This is a genomic window from Kluyvera sp. STS39-E, assembly GCF_040932435.1.
Classification (GTDB): domain Bacteria; phylum Pseudomonadota; class Gammaproteobacteria; order Enterobacterales; family Enterobacteriaceae; genus Kluyvera.
The window spans coordinates 400,406-418,185 of sequence record NZ_JBFQGA010000005.1; the positions used below are offsets into that span (position 1 = coordinate 400,406).

The window sequence follows — 17,780 nt, forward strand, 5'->3', positions numbered from 1 at the left end:
ATGAACCGCATTAACGCTGTTATTCTCGATTGGGCGGGTACCACCGTCGATTTTGGCTCTTTCGCACCGACGCAGATTTTTGTTGAGGCTTTTCGTCGCGCATTTAGCGTGGAGATAACGCTTGCCGAAGCCCGCGTGCCGATGGGGCTTGGCAAATGGCAACATATTGAGGCGTTGGGTAAACTGCCGTCCGTTGATGCCCGCTGGCAGGCGAAGTTTGGCCGTGCCATGAACGCGGCGGATATCGATGAGATTTATGCCACCTTTATGCCGCTGCAAATTGCCAAAGTTGTCGATTTTTCCGCGCCGATTGCCGGGGTTATCGACACGATTGCCGCACTACGCAACACCGGTATCAAGATTGGCTCCTGTTCCGGCTACCCGCGTGCAGTGATGGAACGCCTAGTGCCTGCCGCCGCCGAGCACGGCTACGCGCCGGATTGCTGGGTCGCTACCGACGATCTCGCGGCGGGCGGGCGTCCGGGGCCGTGGATGGCGCTACAAAACGTGATTACGCTGGGTATCGATGCGGTCAGCCATTGTGTGAAGGTGGACGATGCCGCGCCGGGCATTACCGAAGGGCTTAACGCCGGAATGTGGAGCGTGGGTCTTGCGGTGTCGGGCAATGAGTTCGGGGCGACGTGGGAGGAGTATCAGGCGATGTCCGTTGCCGAGATTGCCACCCGCCGCGAGCGCGCCGCCAGCAAACTGTATGCCGCCGGAGCGCACTATGTGGTGGATTCGCTGGCGGATTTACCGGGTGTGATTGCCGAGATTAATGCGCGTTTGGCGAAGGGCGAACGCCCGTAAATAGGTAGCCCGGGCGAGGCTTTATGCCGACCCCGGGGAGGCACCCATGCCATTCCCGGCGGCGCTCCGCTTGGCCGGGCTACGCGGATATTCGACAACGGCGTTATCTAATCCGCACTTTCACCGTCACCAGCAGCGCCGTTAACAACATCAGTGTGCCCGACAATACTAACGGCGACGTCAGGCCAATATGGTCGAGAGCCAAACCGCCAATCGCCGCCCCACAGGTATTCGCTAACTGTATAACCGCTACTTGAATAGAACCGGCCTTTTCTGCCTGATCGGCCAGCGAACGGGTGATCCATGTAGACCAGCCTACCGGCACCAGCGCAAACGCCAGTCCCCAGATAATCGCAATGCCTGCCGCCACAATTTTGTCATTGCCCCACAGCACCAGAACCAGCGCGCTAAGTGCCAGCACGAACGGCGCGCCGGCCAGCGCCAGCTTAACCGAGCGTTTCAGGATAACCGACGAGAATGAAGTGCCAACAAAACTCGCAATGCCAAAACTCAGAAGCACCAGCGTCAGGCCATCAACGTCAAATCCAGCCAAATTCATATACACCGGGCGAATGTAGGTGAAGAAAGCAAATTGCCCGGCAAAAGACATAAAGATGGCAATCATCCCCGCCGTCACACCGGGGCGCTGCAACAGACTGCGCATATTCTGCTTCTGGTGCGCCGGTTCACCTGGCAGAGAAGGCAGGGCTTTGAGCACCCACAGCGTGCACAGCAGCCCCATCACCGCTGCGCCGTTAAACACATGACGCCAACCAATAATCCCGCCTAAAAAACTGCCCAGCGGTGCGGCGATCACCAGCGCAATCGACACGGCGCCAAAAATCACCGACAGCGCTTTCGGCACCGTACGCGCCGGCACCAGACGCATAGTCAATGACGCCGACATCGCCCAAAATCCACCCAGCGCTAGCCCAAGACAAGCTCGGCCTAACAGCAACAACGTAAAGGAGTTAGAGAACGAGACCAGCAGGCAAGAGAGCGTCAGCAGGATAGAAAACAGGATAACCACGTATCGGCGATTAGTCGCGCCAATGGCCTGGGTAATAAACAGGCTGGCGAACATGGCGACAAACGCCGTGACGGTAACCGACTGCCCAGCGACGCCTTCAGAAATACCGAGATCTTGTGCCATCGGCGTAAGCAAACTCACCGGTAAAAATTCAACGGTAATCAAGCAGGCGACACAAAACGCCACGGCAAAAACCGCCGACCAATTTGGCCTTGCGACGGCCTCAGTACGGGGTTTCTCTTCGATATGCTCACTCATTTTTTTGTTACCTGCGCAGTATTTTTGTAGAAAATCCACGCAGTGTAACATTTTAGATGTGACGTATTTAACGTTTTGGCAACCACAACAGGATAACGGAGCAAGAAACGATGCGCAGCTTTGATGAAACCTGCCTAAGCCAAGTAGAAGAGCTTCAGCCCAGTGAAATTAAAAAACTGCGGGAAAAATTCAACGTCAGCCAACCCGTTTTTGCACGCTACCTGAACACCAGCGTCTCTACGATCCAAAAATGGGAAACCGGCGCTAAGCGACCGGGTGGAATGTCACTGAAGCTGCTGAGCGTTGTGCAAAAACACGGTTTGAAAGTACTGATGTAATGACTGTGCCGGATGGCGGCTTCGCCTTATCCGGCCTACGGTCGGCGTTTTTGTAGGCCGGATAAGCGCAGCGGCATCCGGCACCCACAAACTCACTCCCCACGCGCCGATTTCACCAGCCCCATAATCCATTCCTGATGCCCATTAATCATTGGATTTGGCAGGGTACGCGCCAACTCCTGCGCCGGGACGCCAATCTGCGATTCCTGGGTCAGGATGCGCACGCGATTGCCGGGAAGGTCTTCGAACAACCAGGCGTGGATCACATCCAGGCGAGTCGTTGCATCGCCTTCCGCCCAGCCGTGCCAGGCTATGCGCGCGGCTTCGCCATCGACCGGTGGGACGTACTCAGTAATCTGCGCTTCAATCGGGAAGCCGAAGGTAGAAAAACGAAAACGTGCGTTATCGCTTAGCAGCGGGCCGCTGCCGTCGTGAAAATGGATATCCGCCACGTTGCTGTAGTAGGTTGGCCACAGCGTGGTGTCATTAAGCTGCGCCCAAATCTGTTTGGCCGTCAGGCCGCTGACGATGATTTCGTTGGAGGCAAAGTTGTCGGTGATGCCGGGCAGATACGCTTCTGGCCAAACGATGGCGCTTTGTTGCATGGACTGTTTCATGATGAACCTCGTGAGTGATTGTGTTGACGAGGTTCATCATGCATCCGCTGGTGATATAAATATAATCACCATTATAAATAACAAACATCACGCCAGATAATATCAATGCAGCCAGTGGACACCATTCTCTTCGTGAAACAGCGCGTTATAACGATGTTGAAAAGCGTTTAGCTCATTAAAATCGGGCTCTAGCTCGCGCATAAAGCTCATCGCGAGCCGTATCTGGGCATCGGTTATTGGCGCCGACAGACGCGCCTTTTGCAGTAGCCGATGCCAGCGCACCAGCGTTGGCTCACTGCCGTCGACGATGCACACCTGCCAAATCAGCAGCACCTGCGCCGCGTTTTGCAAATGCGCTTCATTCGGCCGTTCCAGATAGCGTAAATACTCATCGCCCTGCGTTTTTCCCAGCTGGTCAATCATCGATTCTACCGGCTCCGGCGTAATACCCAGCCGCTCACTCAAACGGCGTATCGCCCGACGTGGGCCGGAAGTAAGGATCCGAAACCCGACAACAAAGACCACGACCAATGTGGCCAGCATAATCCAGACCATGAGTTCTCCTGTCTATTCAGCGCTCATAATATCTGGAAACCGCCGCCCTGTACTAATCCACTAGCGTGATCTTCAGCGCAAATAATACGGCTACCACTACCACGCACAGATTCAGCTCGCGCCAACGCCCGGTAAAGATTTTCATAATGCAGTAAGACATAAAGCCAAGCGCGATGCCCTCCGTAATGGAGAAGCTAAAGGGCATCATCACGGCGGTGATAAATGCCGGCACCGATTCGGTAAGGTCGTCCCAATTGACCCGAGCCAGGCTTGAGGTCATCAGCACGCCGACAAAAATCAGCGCCCCAGCCGTCGCATAGGCGGGAACCATCCCGGCCAGCGGTGAGAAGAACATCACCAGCAAGAATAAGATGCCCACCACGATAGCCGTTAGCCCGGTGCGACCGCCCACCGCCACGCCGGAGGTGCTTTCGATATAGGCGGTGACCGAAGAGGTGCCGATAAACGCCCCGCCGATAGAGCTAAGACTGTCAACAAACAACGCCCGATTCATGCCCGGAAATTTACCATTACTATCAATTAAACCGGCTTTATCTGTCACACCAATTAATGTTCCTGATGAATCAAATAAATTGATCAACATAAAAGAAAATATAATACCAGCCAGATCAAGGGACAGTGCACCGCGTAAATCAACCTCACCTATCACGCCGCTAATACTCGGAGGGATAGAATAGATGCCGTTAAAATGAACATCACCGAAAAGCAGCCCACAGCAGGAGGTCACCACGATGGAAACCAATACCGCCGCGTGAAAATTACGCGATGATAGGACCGCAATAATAAAGAAACCCAAAACACCCAACAGCACTGCGTGAGAACTTAAGTCGCCAATAGCGACCAGCGTATCTTTATTGGCGATAATGACGCCCGAGTTTTTTAACCCCATTAGCGCAATAAATAAACCAATACCGCTGGTAATGCCCACTCGTAAATTGACGGGAATATTCGAGATCATCCAGTAACGAATACGCAAAAGCGTTAGGAGAAATAATCCGACGGCGCCCCAGAAAATGGCCCCCATCCCCGTTTGCCAACTCACCCCCAGCGCCCCCACCACCACAAAGGCAAAAAAAGCATTGAGCCCCATCGCCGGTGCGAGGGCCACAGGAAGGTTGGCAATTAGGCCCATCGCGATGCTGCCGATGCCGGCAATCAGGCAGGTGGTCACGAACACCACCTTAGGATCCATTTGTGCAGCACCCAGTATTTGCGGGTTGACGAACACAATGTACACCATGGTTAAAAACGTGGTCATCCCAGCGATCATTTCGGTACGCACGGTTGTACCATGCTGATGAATTTTAAATAATCTCATAAGGAAGTTTTCTTTATTATTTACGTCATTAACTAATTCATCTTTCATTTTCATATCCATTTATCAATAAATAACCCACTCCTTTTAAATTAACTTCCCTCCCTGATTCAGTGATTGCAGTCACATTGCAAACCATCATTAATCGATAAACTAAAAATAATTAGCGGTTTATTTTTCAATAAATAACAATCAAATTGATAAAATCAAAATGAGAAAAAATATGGATAATATTATTAAGCATAAATTTCATTCTATTAGCCGAGTTGAGCAGCAGGAATTGCTGGCTGTTTCTCGCGGAGAGGCCGTTGCTGATTATATTATTGATAATGTCCGGCTGCTGGATTTAATCAACGGCGGTGAAATCACTGGCCCCATCGTGGTTAAGGGAAAGTATATTGCTGGTATCGGCGCCGAATATGCCGATGCACCCGCCAGGCTGCGCGTAGATGCGCACGGCGCCACGGCGGTTCCCGGCTTTATCGACGCGCACCTGCACATTGAATCCAGCATGATGACGCCGGTGACGTTTGAAACCGCCACGCTGCCGCGCGGATTGACCACCGTCATCTGCGATCCGCACGAAATCGTCAACGTCATGGGCGAGGCCGGATTTGCCTGGTTTGTGCGCTGCGCCGAACAGTCAAAACAAAACCAGTATTTGCAGGTCAGTTCCTGTGTTCCCGCGCTGGCGGGCTGCGACGTCAACGGCGCATCTTTCCCCCTCGAGCAGATGGTTAAATGGCGCGATCACCCGCTGGTAACGGGGTTGGCGGAAGTGATGGATTACCCCGGCGTAGTTTCCGGGCAGGATTCGCTGCTTGATAAAATCGCGGCATTCAGCTCGTTGACGATTGATGGTCACTGCCCGGGGTTGAGCGGCAAAGCGCTGAACGCCTATATTGCCGCCGGCGTTGAAAACTGCCATGAAAGCTATCTGCTGGAAGAAGGCCGTCGCAAACTCGAGCTTGGCATGGCGCTGATGATGCGCGAGGGCTCCGCTGCCCGTAACCTCAATGCGCTCGCCCCCTTGCTCAACGCGTTCAACAGCCCGCAATGCATGCTGTGTACCGACGATCGCAACCCTTGGGAAATTGCCCATGAAGGGCATATCGACGCACTGATCCGACGGCTGATTTTACAGCACAATACCCCGCCACACGTCGCCTACCGCGTCGCCAGTTGGTCCGCCGCGCGTCATTTTAACCTCCATCACCTCGGCCTGCTGGCCCCCGGAAAACAGGCCGATATCGTGCTGCTTAGCGATGTTCGCAACGTGGCAGTGCAGCAGGTCTTTATCAAAGGCGAGCCGATTGACGCCGCGACGCTGCAAGCACAAGAGCCCGCAAGGCTTGAGCAAACCGCACCGCCGTATGGCAACACCATTGCCCGCACGCCGGTATCTGCCGACGATTTCGCCCAGCACTTCACGCAAGGCCAGCGCTATCGAGTGATTGATATTATCCCTAACGAGCTGATCACCCATGCTGGCAGTACGCTGTATACGGAAAAAGGTTTTGACCGCGAAGATGTTTGCTACATCGCGGTGCTCGACCGCTACGGCCATCAGCTTCCTCCCGCCTGTGGTTTATTGGGACGGTTTGGACTTTTAGAGGGCGCGTTAGCTTCAACCGTGAGCCACGACAGCCATAATATTGTGGTTATCGGTCGCAGCGCCGAAGAGATGGCGCTGGCGGTGAATCAGGTGATTGCCGATGGCGGGGGGCTATGCGTCGCGCGCGATGGCAAAGTGCAAAGCCATCTGCCGTTACCAATTGCCGGACTGATGAGCACCAATACCGCCGATTCGCTGGCTGTACAGATAGATGCGCTCAAAGCGGCAGGTCGTGAATGTGGCCCGCTTCCCGACGAGCCGTTTATCCAGATGGCCTTTCTCTCTTTGCCGGTAATTCCCGCATTAAAACTCACCAGCATGGGGCTTTTTGATGGCGAAACGTTTACATTTACCTCTCAGGAGATCGCTGACGCCCGTCAGATAACCGAACCCAGAGAGTAAAAAGGCGATGAAAACGGATATCCGCACGCTCGACCTCAACCTGCTGAAAACGCTGGATGCGCTGCTCGATGAACGCAGCGTCACACGAGCGGCGGCGCGATTGTCGCTCACCCAGCCCGCCGTAAGCGGCATGCTGACCCGGCTGCGCGATAACTTTGATGACCCTTTGTTTATCCGCGCGCCGCACGGCATGGTGCCCACGCTGCGCGCGCAGCAGCTCGCGCCGACGGTGAAGCGAATTCTAAGCGAGATTAATACGCTGCTACAGCCCGCGCTGTTCGAGCCGCTCACGGCGGAGTTAACCTTCACCCTCGCCGCCACCGATTACGCCTTAAAAGCAGTGGTGGTGCCGTTTATTGCGGCCCTGAAAGTGCGAGCACCAGGCATTCGCGTGCGGGTGATCCCCGTAGAGCCGGAAAGATTAAGCGGCCAATTTGAGCAGGGGAAAATCGATCTTGCGCTACTCACGCCAAATACCACCCCGGGCGATCTGCACAGCCGCACGCTGTATGAGGAAAGCTATGTCTGCATGCTGCGTGCCGACCACCCGGATGCCCAGCGTCCGCTGACGCTCGAGCAGTTCTGTTCGTTGGAGCATATTCTGGTCTCTTACGAAGGAGAAAGTTTCTGGGGCGTCACCGACGACGCGCTCGCGAAGCTTGGGCGCACACGCCGAGTTGGGCTATCGGTTAGCAGCTTTCTGGTGCTACCGGAAGTGTTGGCGGTGAGCGAGATGATTGCCGTTGTCCCCGCCCGCCTAGCCTGTTCGCACACCACGATTTGCGTACAGGAACCGCCGGTGGCAATTAACGGTTTTACTAAGAGCATGGCTTGGCACGATCGCACCCATCGCGATGCGGCGCAGCAGTGGCTGCGCGAACTGCTTCACGAAACCAGCCAGCGTCAGGCATAAAAAAGGCCGTTGCAGAGCCGCATTCCCGCCGTAGGCCGGATAAGCGAAGCGCCATCCGGCAACATATCGCAGCTTGCCGGATGGCGGCGTAAAAGCCTTATCCGGCCTACCGTTCTATAAAAAAGCCCGGCATATTAGCCGGGCAAGCGTGACTTACAACATACTCAAGCAGCTTTTAACTGCTGAACTTTCTTTTCGCGGCGAATTTTACGTTCTTCGAAGATAGCCACGATGGCCATCAGGCAAATACAGGCGATAGCGGCTGCATCGAGTGCGGCAAAGGTACCCGCCCAGCCGGTCAGACCAAAGATTGGCGTACCGTCGGCAATCATCCCGAGGCCCAGCTTGGCAAAGCTGTCACCAATCAGATAAGCAAAGGTGCCTTTAATACCATCGGCCGCGCCGATCGCTTTTTTCGGCACAAAGCCAACCGCAGCCACGCCGATTAACAGCTGTGGACCAAACACCAAGAAGCCAAGGATAAACAGTGACGCTAGGTAAACGTACTGGTTGCTAGCGTGCTGGTAAATGCCCAACGTTGCGATGATTAATGCCAGCGCGACGCAGGCCACCAGCGCACGACGACCGTTCGCCAGATCTGACAGCCAGCCCCACAGCAGCGTGCCGACCAGCGCACCCACTTCGAACAGGGTAAAGCCCTGAATCGCCACTTCTTTAGAAAGCTTCAGCTCTTGGAAAGCGTAGACGGTAGACCACTGATCGATACCAATACGCACCACGTACAGGAAGATGTTGGAGAAGCACAGCAGCCAGATAACTTTGTTTTTCAGCACATACTCAACAAAGATCTGCCATTTGGTCATATCGTTGTCTTCGGTCTCTTTGTCCTCTTCACTGATCTCTTCGCCAAACAGCTCTTCAGCCTTACCAAGTCCATAAGATTCTGGGGAGTCGCTGCCGTAGCGCAGACCAATAAAGCCGACAATCAGCGCAATAATCGACGGGAAGATAAACATGCCGATAACGTGGCCGTCGAACAGGACGTTTGCGCCAAACAGCGCCACGCCCGCAGCACCGGCACCGCCGAGGTTGTGGGAAATGTTCCACATGCCGAGGTAAGAACCACGTTTACGTCGTGGCGTCCATTTGGTGATGGTGGAGTAACTGCACGAACCGCCGGTGCTCTGGAAGAAACCACTCAGCGCGTAAAAGGCAATCATCAGGAACAGGCTGGTTGACCCCGCGCCCATGCTGGCGCTAAAGCCGAGCATACAGATAGCGGAAAGGATCAGCATAAACGGCAGGAACTGCTTGGTATTTTTACCGTCAGCGTAATAGGAAACCAGCGTTTTACCCACGCCGTAGGTGATAGAGAAGCCCAGGCCAATCATCCCCAGCTGCGTCATGCTCAGCCCGTAGGTGGTGATCATGTCGTTCTGCGCGATGTTAAAGTTTTTGCGGATCAGATACATGGTCAGGTAGCCAATGAAGACTACCAGATAGGACTGCATGAACGGCTTGAACCACATTTTGCGCCGCACATCGAGCGGCAGATCCAGGGTCGGTTTGCGCACCTGGTTTAAGAAGGCCAGCATGATTGGGTTACTCCTGAGCTGATTTTTATACCTGCGAATGGCAGGCATTGTAAAAATCGGCTAGGAGAGATGCCTGAGACAGCGTCTAGGTGAAACCGGGAAAATTTCTTAGTTTTACGTCATTCGGCGTAGAAAGGTGAGCCGGGTCACGCTTCGCGCGGGGCCTGAGCGTTTAAGAATGGCAACAGCAGCAGCGCAGAAATTCCCGCTGCAATGGCGATAACCACGAAAAAGCCGGTCCAGTGCCAAACTTCCATCACCTTCGCCAGTGGCCAGCCGGAGAGCGATGCGCCAAGGTAAGCAAACAGCCCGACAAACCCGGTTGCCGCCCCCGCCGCGTCTTTATGCGAGCACTCCGCCGCCGCCATACCAATGAGCATTTGCGGGCCAAAGACGAAGAAGCCGGTGGTGAAAAAACACGCCGCCTGCATCACGTAACTGGCAAACGGCATCAGCCACAGCGAACCGACAGAAAGCAAAATCCCGGCGGCAAAAATCAGGTTCATCGGCCCACGATTGCCGTTAAACAGCTTATCCGAGCCCCAACCCGCCACCAGCGCGCCGATAAATCCGCCGACTTCAAACATCGTCACCGCGGTATTGGCGGTGACCAAATCCACGCCCAGCGTCTCGGACATGTACAGATTGCCCCAGTCATTGATCGCCGCGCGTACTACGTACACCAGCACGTAGCACAGCGAGAGCAGCCAGATATACGGGTTCAATAGCACGTATTTTGTGAGAATTTCTTTGCGGGTCAGCCCAGCGCCTTCCTGCTGCTGAGCAATTTCCAGCTCGTCGTGCCGCCAGTCACCTATCGGCGGCAGGCCGATTGCCTGCGGTCGGTCGCGCAGCCGCCAGCACAGAAACAGCCCCACGACGATGGCCAGCGTGCCGGCAATCATCATCCCGGCACGCCAACCGTAGTGCAGCGCAGCCGCCGCCATGACAATAGGAATCAGCGCCCCACCAACGTTGTGCGCGGTATTCCACAGTGCCCACCAGCCGCCACGCTCGGTGCGGGAATACCAAGCGGTCAATAGACGGGCGCACACCGGCGAACCCCAACCTTGGAAAAAGGCGTTCAGCGCCCATAGCAGCGCAAAGGCCCAAAGCGAAGTTGAAAAGCCAAAAAGAATGTTCACCACCCCGGTGGCGATAAGCCCCAGCCCCATAAAATAGCGGGCGTTGGAACGGTCGCTAACGATACCGGAGAAGAATTTCGACAGGCCATAGGTGATATAAAATAGCGTCGCCAACAGGCCAATATCACTGCGGGTGAGAACGCCGCTGGCGAGAATTTCCGGCACCGCGGCGTTAAAGCTTTTGCGGGTAAAATAGAACAGCGCATAGCCCAGCCAGATGGTCAGCAGAATATGCCGCCGCCAGTAACGATAGCGGGCATCCACTTCGCCTTTGTCGGCAATGAGCGGCGCGTTGGCTGGCGCTTTGAAAAACTGAAACATCGCCGTTCCTTACACGTAGCGTTGCGGCAGCGACACGCTGACGCGCGTGCCGTGCATACAGGAAATGGTGAGCGAGCCGCCGAGCGCCGTCACACGCTCGCGCATGCCGGTGAGGCCAAAGCCCTGCTGATTTGAGCCAGGCGGCAGGCCACTGCCGTCGTCTTCAATCACCAACATCAACCGTTCATCCTGCAGCCAGCCTTGTAGCGTGACCGCGCTGGCGCTGGCGTGCTTCACGATGTTGTTCAATCCTTCCTGACAGACGCGGAAAAGGGTGACCCGCTGACTTTCGCTGAGCGCCGATTCGTCGATATTCCATTCGAGATGGCTGACGATGCCGCGACTTTCCAGCTCCATTTCGCGCAGCAGCGAACGGATGGCCTGCTCCAGCGTCAAATCATCCAGCTGTCGCGGGCGTAAGCGCCCAAGCAGACGGCGGACGGAGTCATACACACCGAGCGACAGTTGCTCGATATGCGCCCCGCTCTGCTTCACACCGGCGTTTTCCGGCGCCAACCGCTGCATGATGCCCGCCTGGGTGCGAATGGCGGTGATGGTCTGGCCGATATCGTCGTGCAGTTCACGCGCCACGTCGCGACGCACGCTCTCTTCGGTTTCCAGCAGACGTTCCGCCAGCCGGTGGTTACGCGCCAGCTCGCTTTGCAGCGACTGGTTTAGCTCGCGCAGGCGCTGAATACCGGCCCCCAGCAGCAAGCCAGTCAAACTTTGCGCCAGCAGCGAGAGCAGTAAATCGACGGGATGATCGTGCCAGGTCTGGCTGGCAATCAGCGCAATCGCATTCATCAAGGTGGCGATGAGCGCCCCTTGCCAGCCGTAGTGCCAGGCCAGCGCGATAATGGGCAGCGCCAAACAAAATGGCGTGAAGCGTGAGAGTTCATTCGGCAAGCCAAGCTGGAGCCACAGGCTGACGGTGAATAACAGCAGATACCAGACCAGATGCCGCCCGCGCCAGTTGATCGGCTGCGATACCACCGCGGGGCCTAACGGCAGCCAGGTGGTGCTGGTCAGGTAGTGCCAGAATACCAAGCAGATAGGGGCTATCGTTAACCCGCCGGTCAGGGTCAGCAGCAGCGCATTCAGCGCCTCTTCTCCCTGTCCCAGCCACGGCAATGACTGTAGCAGCGCCGCTGCCGTGAGCGCCGCCCCTTGAAGTAACAGGGTGCGCCAGTCACGCTGATGGCGATAGCGAGAAGTCAGCATCACCGGCAGCAACGTCAGGAAGCTACCGATCATCAAAAGGGGGAAATGGGCCAACGCCACTTCCCGCGCCAACCAGTAAATCAGCAGCCACTCTGCGCCCAGCAAGACCGGCCAGTAGCCACGGGGACATTGCAGCATCAATCCCAGACGCAGGCCGAAGGGAAACAGCAGCACCGCCAGATCGGGGCGCTCAACCAAGTGCAGGCTGATGCTCCACAAGCAAAACCATGCCGCCGAGAAAATGAAAAAGCAGGCGGCGACGGTAATCAGGCGGGAGAGAAGCGTTTTCATTGCCAGCCGTCGAACATCCGGCGGGCCAGCTCAACATCGTTGCTGACGCCCAGCTTTTCCATCAGGTTGGCGCGATGCACGTGCACCGTTTTGGGCGATAGCTCCAGTTCGGCGGCAATTTCTTTCACCGCCATCCCCTGAGCCAGTTTTTCGGCCACCTGGCGTTCGCGTTTGGTTAGCGGGTCTTGGCGGCCCGCCGCCAGCTTAACGGCAATATCCGGCGTTAAGTAACAGCCGCCGGTCGCCACCGTATGCACCGCCGCAATCAGCTCATCAGGGCTACAGCGTTTGGAGAGAAAACCGCGGGCACCCGCGTTCAATGCCTGTTCGACCAGCGCAGGGCTGTCGTGAACGGAAAGCATGATAATCGCCATGCCTTTAGGCAACTGGCTTAATAGCTCAAGACCGGAGATGTCAGGCATTGAAATATCACAGATGCACACCTGTACGCCCCGCCCCGGTAGCCCCGCCAGCGCCTCGCGCCCGGAACCAAACTCGGCGACCACCTGAAAATCAGGCTCAAGGCCGAGCAGTTGGGCAAAGCCGGAGCGAACGATAGTGTGGTCGTCGATAAGGGCTAGGGTGATCATGGGTTTGTCCTGGGGCTGGGAAACGCCTGATGGCGCTGCGCTTATCAGGCCTACAGGCGAATGCCGTTGTAGGCCGGATAAGGCGTTTACGCCGCCATCCGGCAAAGGCGCTTACCTTAACGATAAGCGCCCAAGTGTTCAAGCCTTGAGCGGATTACTCGAAGAAGACGGTAATTTTGTTAAACATCGACGGGTCTGACTGGTTACGCGCCACTTTCACCACGTCTTCCAGCTTGTCTATCTGGCTCATCATCTGTTCTAGCCGCTGGTCATCGTTGACCAATAGCCAGATGCGGCTGTGGTCGCTGCCATGAATCGGTAGACAGAGAATGCCTTCGACGTTGAACGCACGACGGGCGAAAAGCCCGCAGACGTGGGTCATAACGCCGGGGTGGTTGCGCACGGTGAGTTCCAGAATAACGTTGTCATGTGTTTGTTGTTGCATGGCTTATTCCCCCACCATTTCTGTATTCGCCGCACCCGGCGGCACCATCGGATACACTTTCTGCTGCGCGTCGATGCGCACATGAATCAGCGCAGGTCCTGGGCGGTTGATAATCGCCTGCAGCGCAGCCTGCGGGTCCGCTTCATTGTTTAAGTCGCAGGTATCAAGACCAAAACCGGCGGCAATCTGCATAAAGTTAATCATACCCGGATAAGTGGCGGCAAATACGCCCTGCGGGTAGAACAGGCTTTGCTGCTGATGCACCAGCCCCAGCGCTTCGTTGTTCATCAGGATAATTTTCACGTCCAGTTGGTTTTCTGCCACCGTCGCCATCTCCTGAATGTTCATCATCAGGCTGCCGTCGCCGGAGAAACACAGCACTTTTTTATCCGGATTCGCCAGCGCCGCGCCAATTGCCGCCGGCAGGCCAAAGCCCATGGTGCCGAGGCCGCCGGAAGTCAGCCACTGACGCGGACGGTTCAGCGGGTACGCCTGCGCCGTCCACATTTGATGCTGACCTACGTCGGTGGTGATGATGGCATTGTCGTCCACGCAGGCCGCCACGGCGTTGATCAGCCCGTAATGGCTGAGCGGGTCACCCGCTTCTGGGATCGCGCCCGGAAACTCCTGCTGCAACCCGGCAACCGTGCCGCGCCAGTCGTCACGCGTCTGCGCGTCAATCAACGGCAGCAGTTGCGCCAGCACATCATCAACGTCCGCCTGAATCGCGACGTGAGCCTGCTTAATTTTCCCCAGTTCAGCGCGGTCGATATCGACATGGATAATCTTCGCGTTCGGGCAGAACTCAGCCACTTTCCCGGTTGCCCGGTCATCAAAACGGGCACCTAAAACAATCAGCAAATCAGACTGTTGCAGAATAAAGTTGGTACTGCGCGCGCCGTGCATCCCCAGCATACCGAGGGAAAGCGGGTGCGCTTTTGGCAGCATCCCCAGCGCCATCAGCGTCATGGTGGTAGGCAGATTGGCTTTTTCCGCCAGTTCGCGTACGCGCTGCGGGGCGTTGATCACCCCACCACCCAGATAGAGCACCGGACGCTCGGCGGCGTTAATCATTGCCGCCGCTTCGCTGACGCTTTGCGCGCTGAATTCCGGGGTCGGCGCGCGGCCGCCCGGTTCCGGCAATTCGCTAATCTCGATTTCGGCGGTCTGCACATCCTTAGGAATGTCTATCCACACCGGTCCTGGTCGGCCCGACTGCGCAATCCGGAAGGCATCAGCAATAACTTGCGGTAATTCATTGATGTTACGGACTAAGTAGTTGTGTTTTGTGATGGGGATAGAGATACCGTAGGTGTCGACTTCCTGGAACGCGTCGGTGCCAATTAACGAGGAGGCTACCTGACCGGTGATACACACCAGAGGAATGGAGTCGAGGCGCGCATCGGCAATAGCGGTCACCAGATTGGTGGCGCCGGGGCCGCTACAGGCCATACATACCGCCGGTTTGCCGTGGGTACGCGCCATGCCTTGGGCGATGAAACCAGCCCCTTGCTCGTGTCGTGCCAGAATGTGGCGGATCTGAGAGCTTTGGCTTAACGCGTCGTACAGCGGAAGGACCGTACCACCAGGAATGCCGGTGACCATGGTGATCCCCTGACGTTCCAGCAAATGAACGATCAGTTGCGCGCCGGTAAAGCGCTTCGTGTTGGATGTTGTGCCCGAAATTGCCATGCTCCAGTCCTTTTATTCTGGGCCGACTATCCGGGAGGGGGCTAGAAACTAAAAACCCCGCCCGGTTGCGCCGGCGGGGTTTGGAATCGTGTGCGTTCCTGACCCTACGGCGCATTGCCGACGACCACCACCACACGCACGACGACCGCCGCGGCTGGTAGCGCGGTTTGTAGTAGGGTCGAAGTCATCATGGATGGAGTCATTCAGGGTCTATCTCGTATTCGTTAAGTGAATTTATACAAACACAGCTTTTTGTGGCTGACAATGGAAATATTTTCATCTGCGTAAAAATGCGTCAGGGATCACGTTTCGCCAGTCAGAAGAAAATCCTTTGATAGCGGCCGTTTCCCCCTGCTTTTTCGCGTTGTTCGTCGCCTTGGCATTGTGTTACGTTTTGCCAACATCCCCTTCAGCCACGCATTATCATGACGCTTTCTGTTTTCTGTATTTTGCTATTTGCCGCACTGCTGCATGCAACCTGGAACGCTATCGTCAAAGCGGGAAACGACAAGCTTTACTCCGCCATCGGTGTGACCGGTTCCGCCGCACTGATTGCGCTAGTGCTGTTGCCTTTCGCCCCTGCGCCATCAAACGCCAGTATTCCTTTTCTGATTGCATCTACCGTGCTGCAGGTTCTTTACACCGTGCTGGTGGCGAAAACCTATCAGATTTCAGATATGAGTCAGACCTACCCGCTGATGCGCGGAACGGCACCGCTGCTGGTCGCTATCGTCAGCGTGCTGTTCCTCGGCGACACTCTCTCTTGGCTCGCGTGGTGCGGAATTGCAGTGATCTGTACCGCCATTCTGGCGATGTCTTTTAACAGTCACGGCGGCTCGCGGCTTGGCGTAGCGCTGGCGCTATTCAACGCCTGCGTGATTGCCGGATATACGCTGATTGACGGCACCGGCGTGCGGATGTCAGGAACCGCCTTCGGCTATACGCTGTGGTCATTTTTCCTCAACGGCTCCAGCCTACTGTGCTGGGCAATGATCGCCCGCCGTCGCGAGGCGTCACGCTATCTGGTGCAAAACTGGAAGAAAGGTTTGTTAGGCGGGCTAGGCACCATGGGCTCCTACGGGCTGGCGTTGTGGGCAATGACTCAGGCACCGCTGGCAGTGGTTGCCGCACTGCGCGAAAGCGCTATTTTGTTCGGCGCCATCATCGCTTGGCTGCTGCTTAAAGAACGCGTTTCCGGTCTTCGTTTCGCCGCCGCCTGCGGTATCGCTGGCGGTGCCATTTTGCTGCGCCTCTCCTAAGAAAAACTGGCAACATTAGTTGCCGTTTAACGTGTATAAATCCTGCCTGCATCACACATTTCATTTACATGATGGATGGTTGAATCGTCTTCTCATTGTGGTAGATTCCCCTCGCATTTAGCGCATTATCTAGACATTTATTCTTATAAACCCATTTTTTATAAAGTTATCAGCGAAATGAAAAGAGATAGAAACGTCAATATCCTGGCGATGCTGGTGTTACTTGTGGCCGTTGGGCAGATGGCGCAAACCATTTATATTCCAGCGATTGCGCAGATGGCGAGCGATCTCAACGTTCGCGAAGGCGCGGTACAGAGCGTAATGGCAGCCTATCTGCTGACCTACGGCGTTTCTCAACTGTTCTACGGCCCGCTGTCCGACCGCGTTGGCCGTCGCCCTGTGATCTTAGCCGGGATGTCGATCTTTATGTTTGCGACGCTGATAGCGATATCCACCCACAGCCTGACGGTACTGATTGCCGCCAGCGCAATGCAGGGAATGGGCACCGGCGTCGGCGGCGTGATGGCTCGTACGCTACCGCGTGACCTGTACGAAGGTAGCCAGCTTCGCCACGCTAACAGCCTGCTCAACATGGGGATTCTTGTCAGCCCGCTGCTTGCGCCGCTCATTGGTGGCGTACTGGAAACGCTTATTAACTGGCGAGCCTGCTATGGTTTCCTGCTGGTCCTGTGCGCTGGCGTAACCTTCAGCATGGCACGTTGGATGCCGGAAACCCGACCAACCGGGGCGCCGAAAACGCGGCTTATCAGCAACTATAAAACCCTGTTTGGTAATGGCGGATTTAACTGTTTCCTACTGATGCTAATAGGCGGTCTGGCCGGGATTGCTGTGTTTGAAGCCAGCTCCGGCGTCTTGATGGGCGGCGTGCTGGGACTCAGCAGCATGACGGTGAGTATTCTGTTTATTCTGCCGATTCCCGCGGCGTTCTTCGGCGCGTGGTTTGCCGGGCGTCCAAACAAACGCTTCTCGACGATGATGTGGCAGTCGGTGATTAGCTGCCTGTTGGCGGGACTGATGATGTGGATCCCAGGCCTGCTTGGCGTCATGAATATCTGGACGCTACTGGTACCCGCCGCGCTGTTCTTCTTCGGCGCAGGTATGCTGTTCCCGCTGGCGACCAGCGGCGCGATGGAGCCGTTCCCGTTCCTCGCCGGTACCGCCGGGGCTTTGGTCGGTGGGCTGCAAAATATCGGTTCCGGCGTGCTGGCTTGGCTGTCAGCGATGATGCCGCAAACCGGGCAGGCCAGCATTGGCCTACTGATGACGCTGATGGGGCTGCTGATTTTCCTCTGCTGGCTGCCGCTGGCATCACGGATGTCACACCAGGGGCAGGCGGTTTAAACCCGCTGCCTGATGGCGCTTCGC

At 56.0% G+C, this 17,780-nt stretch carries 16 protein-coding genes and 1 pseudogene; 6 read left to right on the forward strand and 11 right to left on the reverse strand.

Going from position 1 to position 17,780, the window contains the following annotated elements:
- A complete protein-coding gene (gene phnX / locus AB4K05_RS13580) occupies positions 1–810 on the forward strand; it encodes a phosphonoacetaldehyde hydrolase (protein WP_368480484.1) in 810 nt (269 codons plus the stop codon).
- 103 nt (positions 811–913) lie between these two features.
- On the opposite strand, the gene nepI is transcribed toward phnX, so the two are convergent.
- A complete protein-coding gene (gene nepI / locus AB4K05_RS13585) occupies positions 914–2,098 on the reverse strand; it encodes a purine ribonucleoside efflux pump NepI (RefSeq protein WP_368480485.1) in 1,185 nt (394 codons plus the stop codon).
- Positions 2,099–2,199: 101 nt separating this feature from the next.
- On the opposite strand from nepI, the pseudogene AB4K05_RS13590 reads away from it, so the two are divergent.
- Positions 2,200–2,436, forward strand: a pseudogene (locus tag AB4K05_RS13590) (helix-turn-helix domain-containing protein); the annotation flags it as partial.
- A 92-nt stretch (positions 2,437–2,528) separates the two neighbouring features.
- Here the strand turns inward: AB4K05_RS13590 and AB4K05_RS13595 are convergent.
- The 3 genes from AB4K05_RS13595 to AB4K05_RS13605 all read right to left on the reverse strand — a co-directional run bounded on the left by AB4K05_RS13595 (position 2,529) and on the right by AB4K05_RS13605 (position 4,995).
- On the reverse strand, positions 2,529–3,041 hold the full coding sequence (locus AB4K05_RS13595; protein WP_368480571.1) for an SRPBCC domain-containing protein: 513 nt from the start codon (positions 3,039–3,041) through the stop codon (positions 2,529–2,531).
- A 114-nt stretch (positions 3,042–3,155) separates the two neighbouring features.
- Positions 3,156–3,608, reverse strand: a complete 453-nt coding sequence (locus AB4K05_RS13600; RefSeq protein ID WP_368480486.1) for a DUF1198 domain-containing protein — start codon at positions 3,606–3,608, stop codon at positions 3,156–3,158.
- A 52-nt stretch (positions 3,609–3,660) separates the two neighbouring features.
- Complete coding sequence (locus AB4K05_RS13605; protein ID WP_368480487.1) at positions 3,661–4,995, reverse strand: NCS2 family permease; 1,335 nt, start codon at positions 4,993–4,995, stop codon at positions 3,661–3,663.
- A gap of 172 nt (positions 4,996–5,167) precedes the next feature.
- Here AB4K05_RS13605 and adeD point away from each other — a divergent pair, with 172 nt between their 5' ends.
- On the forward strand, positions 5,168–6,961 hold the full coding sequence (gene adeD / locus AB4K05_RS13610) for an adenine deaminase (protein WP_368480488.1): 1,794 nt from the start codon (positions 5,168–5,170) through the stop codon (positions 6,959–6,961).
- Positions 6,962–6,968: 7 nt separating this feature from the next.
- Positions 6,969–7,874, forward strand: a complete 906-nt coding sequence (locus tag AB4K05_RS13615) for a LysR family transcriptional regulator (protein ID WP_368480489.1) — start codon at positions 6,969–6,971, stop codon at positions 7,872–7,874.
- A 164-nt stretch (positions 7,875–8,038) separates the two neighbouring features.
- Here AB4K05_RS13615 and uhpT read toward each other — a convergent pair whose 3' ends face one another.
- From uhpT to ivbL, 7 genes are all read right to left on the reverse strand, one after another.
- Entirely contained in the window at positions 8,039–9,430 is a 1,392-nt protein-coding gene (uhpT, locus tag AB4K05_RS13620; RefSeq protein ID WP_368480490.1) for a hexose-6-phosphate:phosphate antiporter, read from the reverse strand.
- Positions 9,431–9,576: 146 nt separating this feature from the next.
- A complete protein-coding gene (locus tag AB4K05_RS13625) occupies positions 9,577–10,896 on the reverse strand; it encodes an MFS transporter (RefSeq protein WP_368480491.1) in 1,320 nt (439 codons plus the stop codon).
- 9 nt (positions 10,897–10,905) lie between these two features.
- Positions 10,906–12,408, reverse strand: coding sequence for a signal transduction histidine-protein kinase/phosphatase UhpB (uhpB, locus tag AB4K05_RS13630; protein WP_368480492.1), 1,503 nt, complete (start codon positions 12,406–12,408; stop codon positions 10,906–10,908).
- Positions 12,405–12,998, reverse strand: a complete 594-nt coding sequence (gene uhpA, locus AB4K05_RS13635; protein ID WP_368480493.1) for a transcriptional regulator UhpA — start codon at positions 12,996–12,998, stop codon at positions 12,405–12,407. The genes uhpB and uhpA overlap by 4 nt, the downstream gene beginning before the upstream one ends.
- Before the next feature lie 154 nt (positions 12,999–13,152).
- Positions 13,153–13,443, reverse strand: a complete 291-nt coding sequence (gene ilvN, locus AB4K05_RS13640) for an acetolactate synthase small subunit (RefSeq protein WP_052284620.1) — start codon at positions 13,441–13,443, stop codon at positions 13,153–13,155.
- Positions 13,444–13,446: 3 nt separating this feature from the next.
- A complete protein-coding gene (gene ilvB, locus AB4K05_RS13645; protein WP_368480494.1) occupies positions 13,447–15,135 on the reverse strand; it encodes an acetolactate synthase large subunit in 1,689 nt (562 codons plus the stop codon).
- 104 nt (positions 15,136–15,239) lie between these two features.
- Entirely contained in the window at positions 15,240–15,338 is a 99-nt protein-coding gene (ivbL, locus tag AB4K05_RS13650; RefSeq protein WP_368480495.1) for an ilvB operon leader peptide IvbL, read from the reverse strand.
- 222 nt (positions 15,339–15,560) lie between these two features.
- Between ivbL and AB4K05_RS13655 the strand changes: the two genes are divergently transcribed.
- Together AB4K05_RS13655 and emrD are read left to right on the forward strand one after the other, a co-directional pair.
- A complete protein-coding gene (locus tag AB4K05_RS13655; RefSeq protein WP_368480496.1) occupies positions 15,561–16,394 on the forward strand; it encodes an EamA family transporter in 834 nt (277 codons plus the stop codon).
- A gap of 177 nt (positions 16,395–16,571) precedes the next feature.
- Positions 16,572–17,756, forward strand: coding sequence for a multidrug efflux MFS transporter EmrD (emrD, locus tag AB4K05_RS13660; RefSeq protein WP_368480497.1), 1,185 nt, complete (start codon positions 16,572–16,574; stop codon positions 17,754–17,756).
- The last annotated feature ends 24 nt before the right edge of the window (positions 17,757–17,780 follow it).

Bases quoted from the DNA above. Each gene is read 5' to 3' on its own strand.
- adeD (WP_368480488.1), top strand. From the start codon at position 5,168: ATGGATAATATTATTAAGCATAAATTTCATTCTATTAGCCGAGTTGAG.
- phnX (WP_368480484.1), top strand. From the start codon at position 1: ATGAACCGCATTAACGCTGTTATTCTCGATTGGGCGGGTACCACCGTC.
- AB4K05_RS13615 (WP_368480489.1), top strand. From the start codon at position 6,969: ATGAAAACGGATATCCGCACGCTCGACCTCAACCTGCTGAAAACGCTG.
- AB4K05_RS13605 (WP_368480487.1), bottom strand. From the start codon at position 4,995: ATGAAAGATGAATTAGTTAATGACGTAAATAATAAAGAAAACTTCCTT.
- AB4K05_RS13595 (WP_368480571.1), bottom strand. From the start codon at position 3,041: ATGCAACAAAGCGCCATCGTTTGGCCAGAAGCGTATCTGCCCGGCATC.
- AB4K05_RS13600 (WP_368480486.1), bottom strand. From the start codon at position 3,608: ATGGTCTGGATTATGCTGGCCACATTGGTCGTGGTCTTTGTTGTCGGG.
- AB4K05_RS13655 (WP_368480496.1), top strand. From the start codon at position 15,561: ATGACGCTTTCTGTTTTCTGTATTTTGCTATTTGCCGCACTGCTGCAT.
- emrD (WP_368480497.1), top strand. From the start codon at position 16,572: ATGAAAAGAGATAGAAACGTCAATATCCTGGCGATGCTGGTGTTACTT.
- nepI (WP_368480485.1), bottom strand. From the start codon at position 2,098: ATGAGTGAGCATATCGAAGAGAAACCCCGTACTGAGGCCGTCGCAAGG.
- uhpT (WP_368480490.1), bottom strand. From the start codon at position 9,430: ATGCTGGCCTTCTTAAACCAGGTGCGCAAACCGACCCTGGATCTGCCG.
- ivbL (WP_368480495.1), bottom strand. From the start codon at position 15,338: ATGACTCCATCCATGATGACTTCGACCCTACTACAAACCGCGCTACCA.
- ilvN (WP_052284620.1), bottom strand. From the start codon at position 13,443: ATGCAACAACAAACACATGACAACGTTATTCTGGAACTCACCGTGCGC.
- ilvB (WP_368480494.1), bottom strand. From the start codon at position 15,135: ATGGCAATTTCGGGCACAACATCCAACACGAAGCGCTTTACCGGCGCG.
- AB4K05_RS13625 (WP_368480491.1), bottom strand. From the start codon at position 10,896: ATGTTTCAGTTTTTCAAAGCGCCAGCCAACGCGCCGCTCATTGCCGAC.
- uhpA (WP_368480493.1), bottom strand. From the start codon at position 12,998: ATGATCACCCTAGCCCTTATCGACGACCACACTATCGTTCGCTCCGGC.
- uhpB (WP_368480492.1), bottom strand. From the start codon at position 12,408: ATGAAAACGCTTCTCTCCCGCCTGATTACCGTCGCCGCCTGCTTTTTC.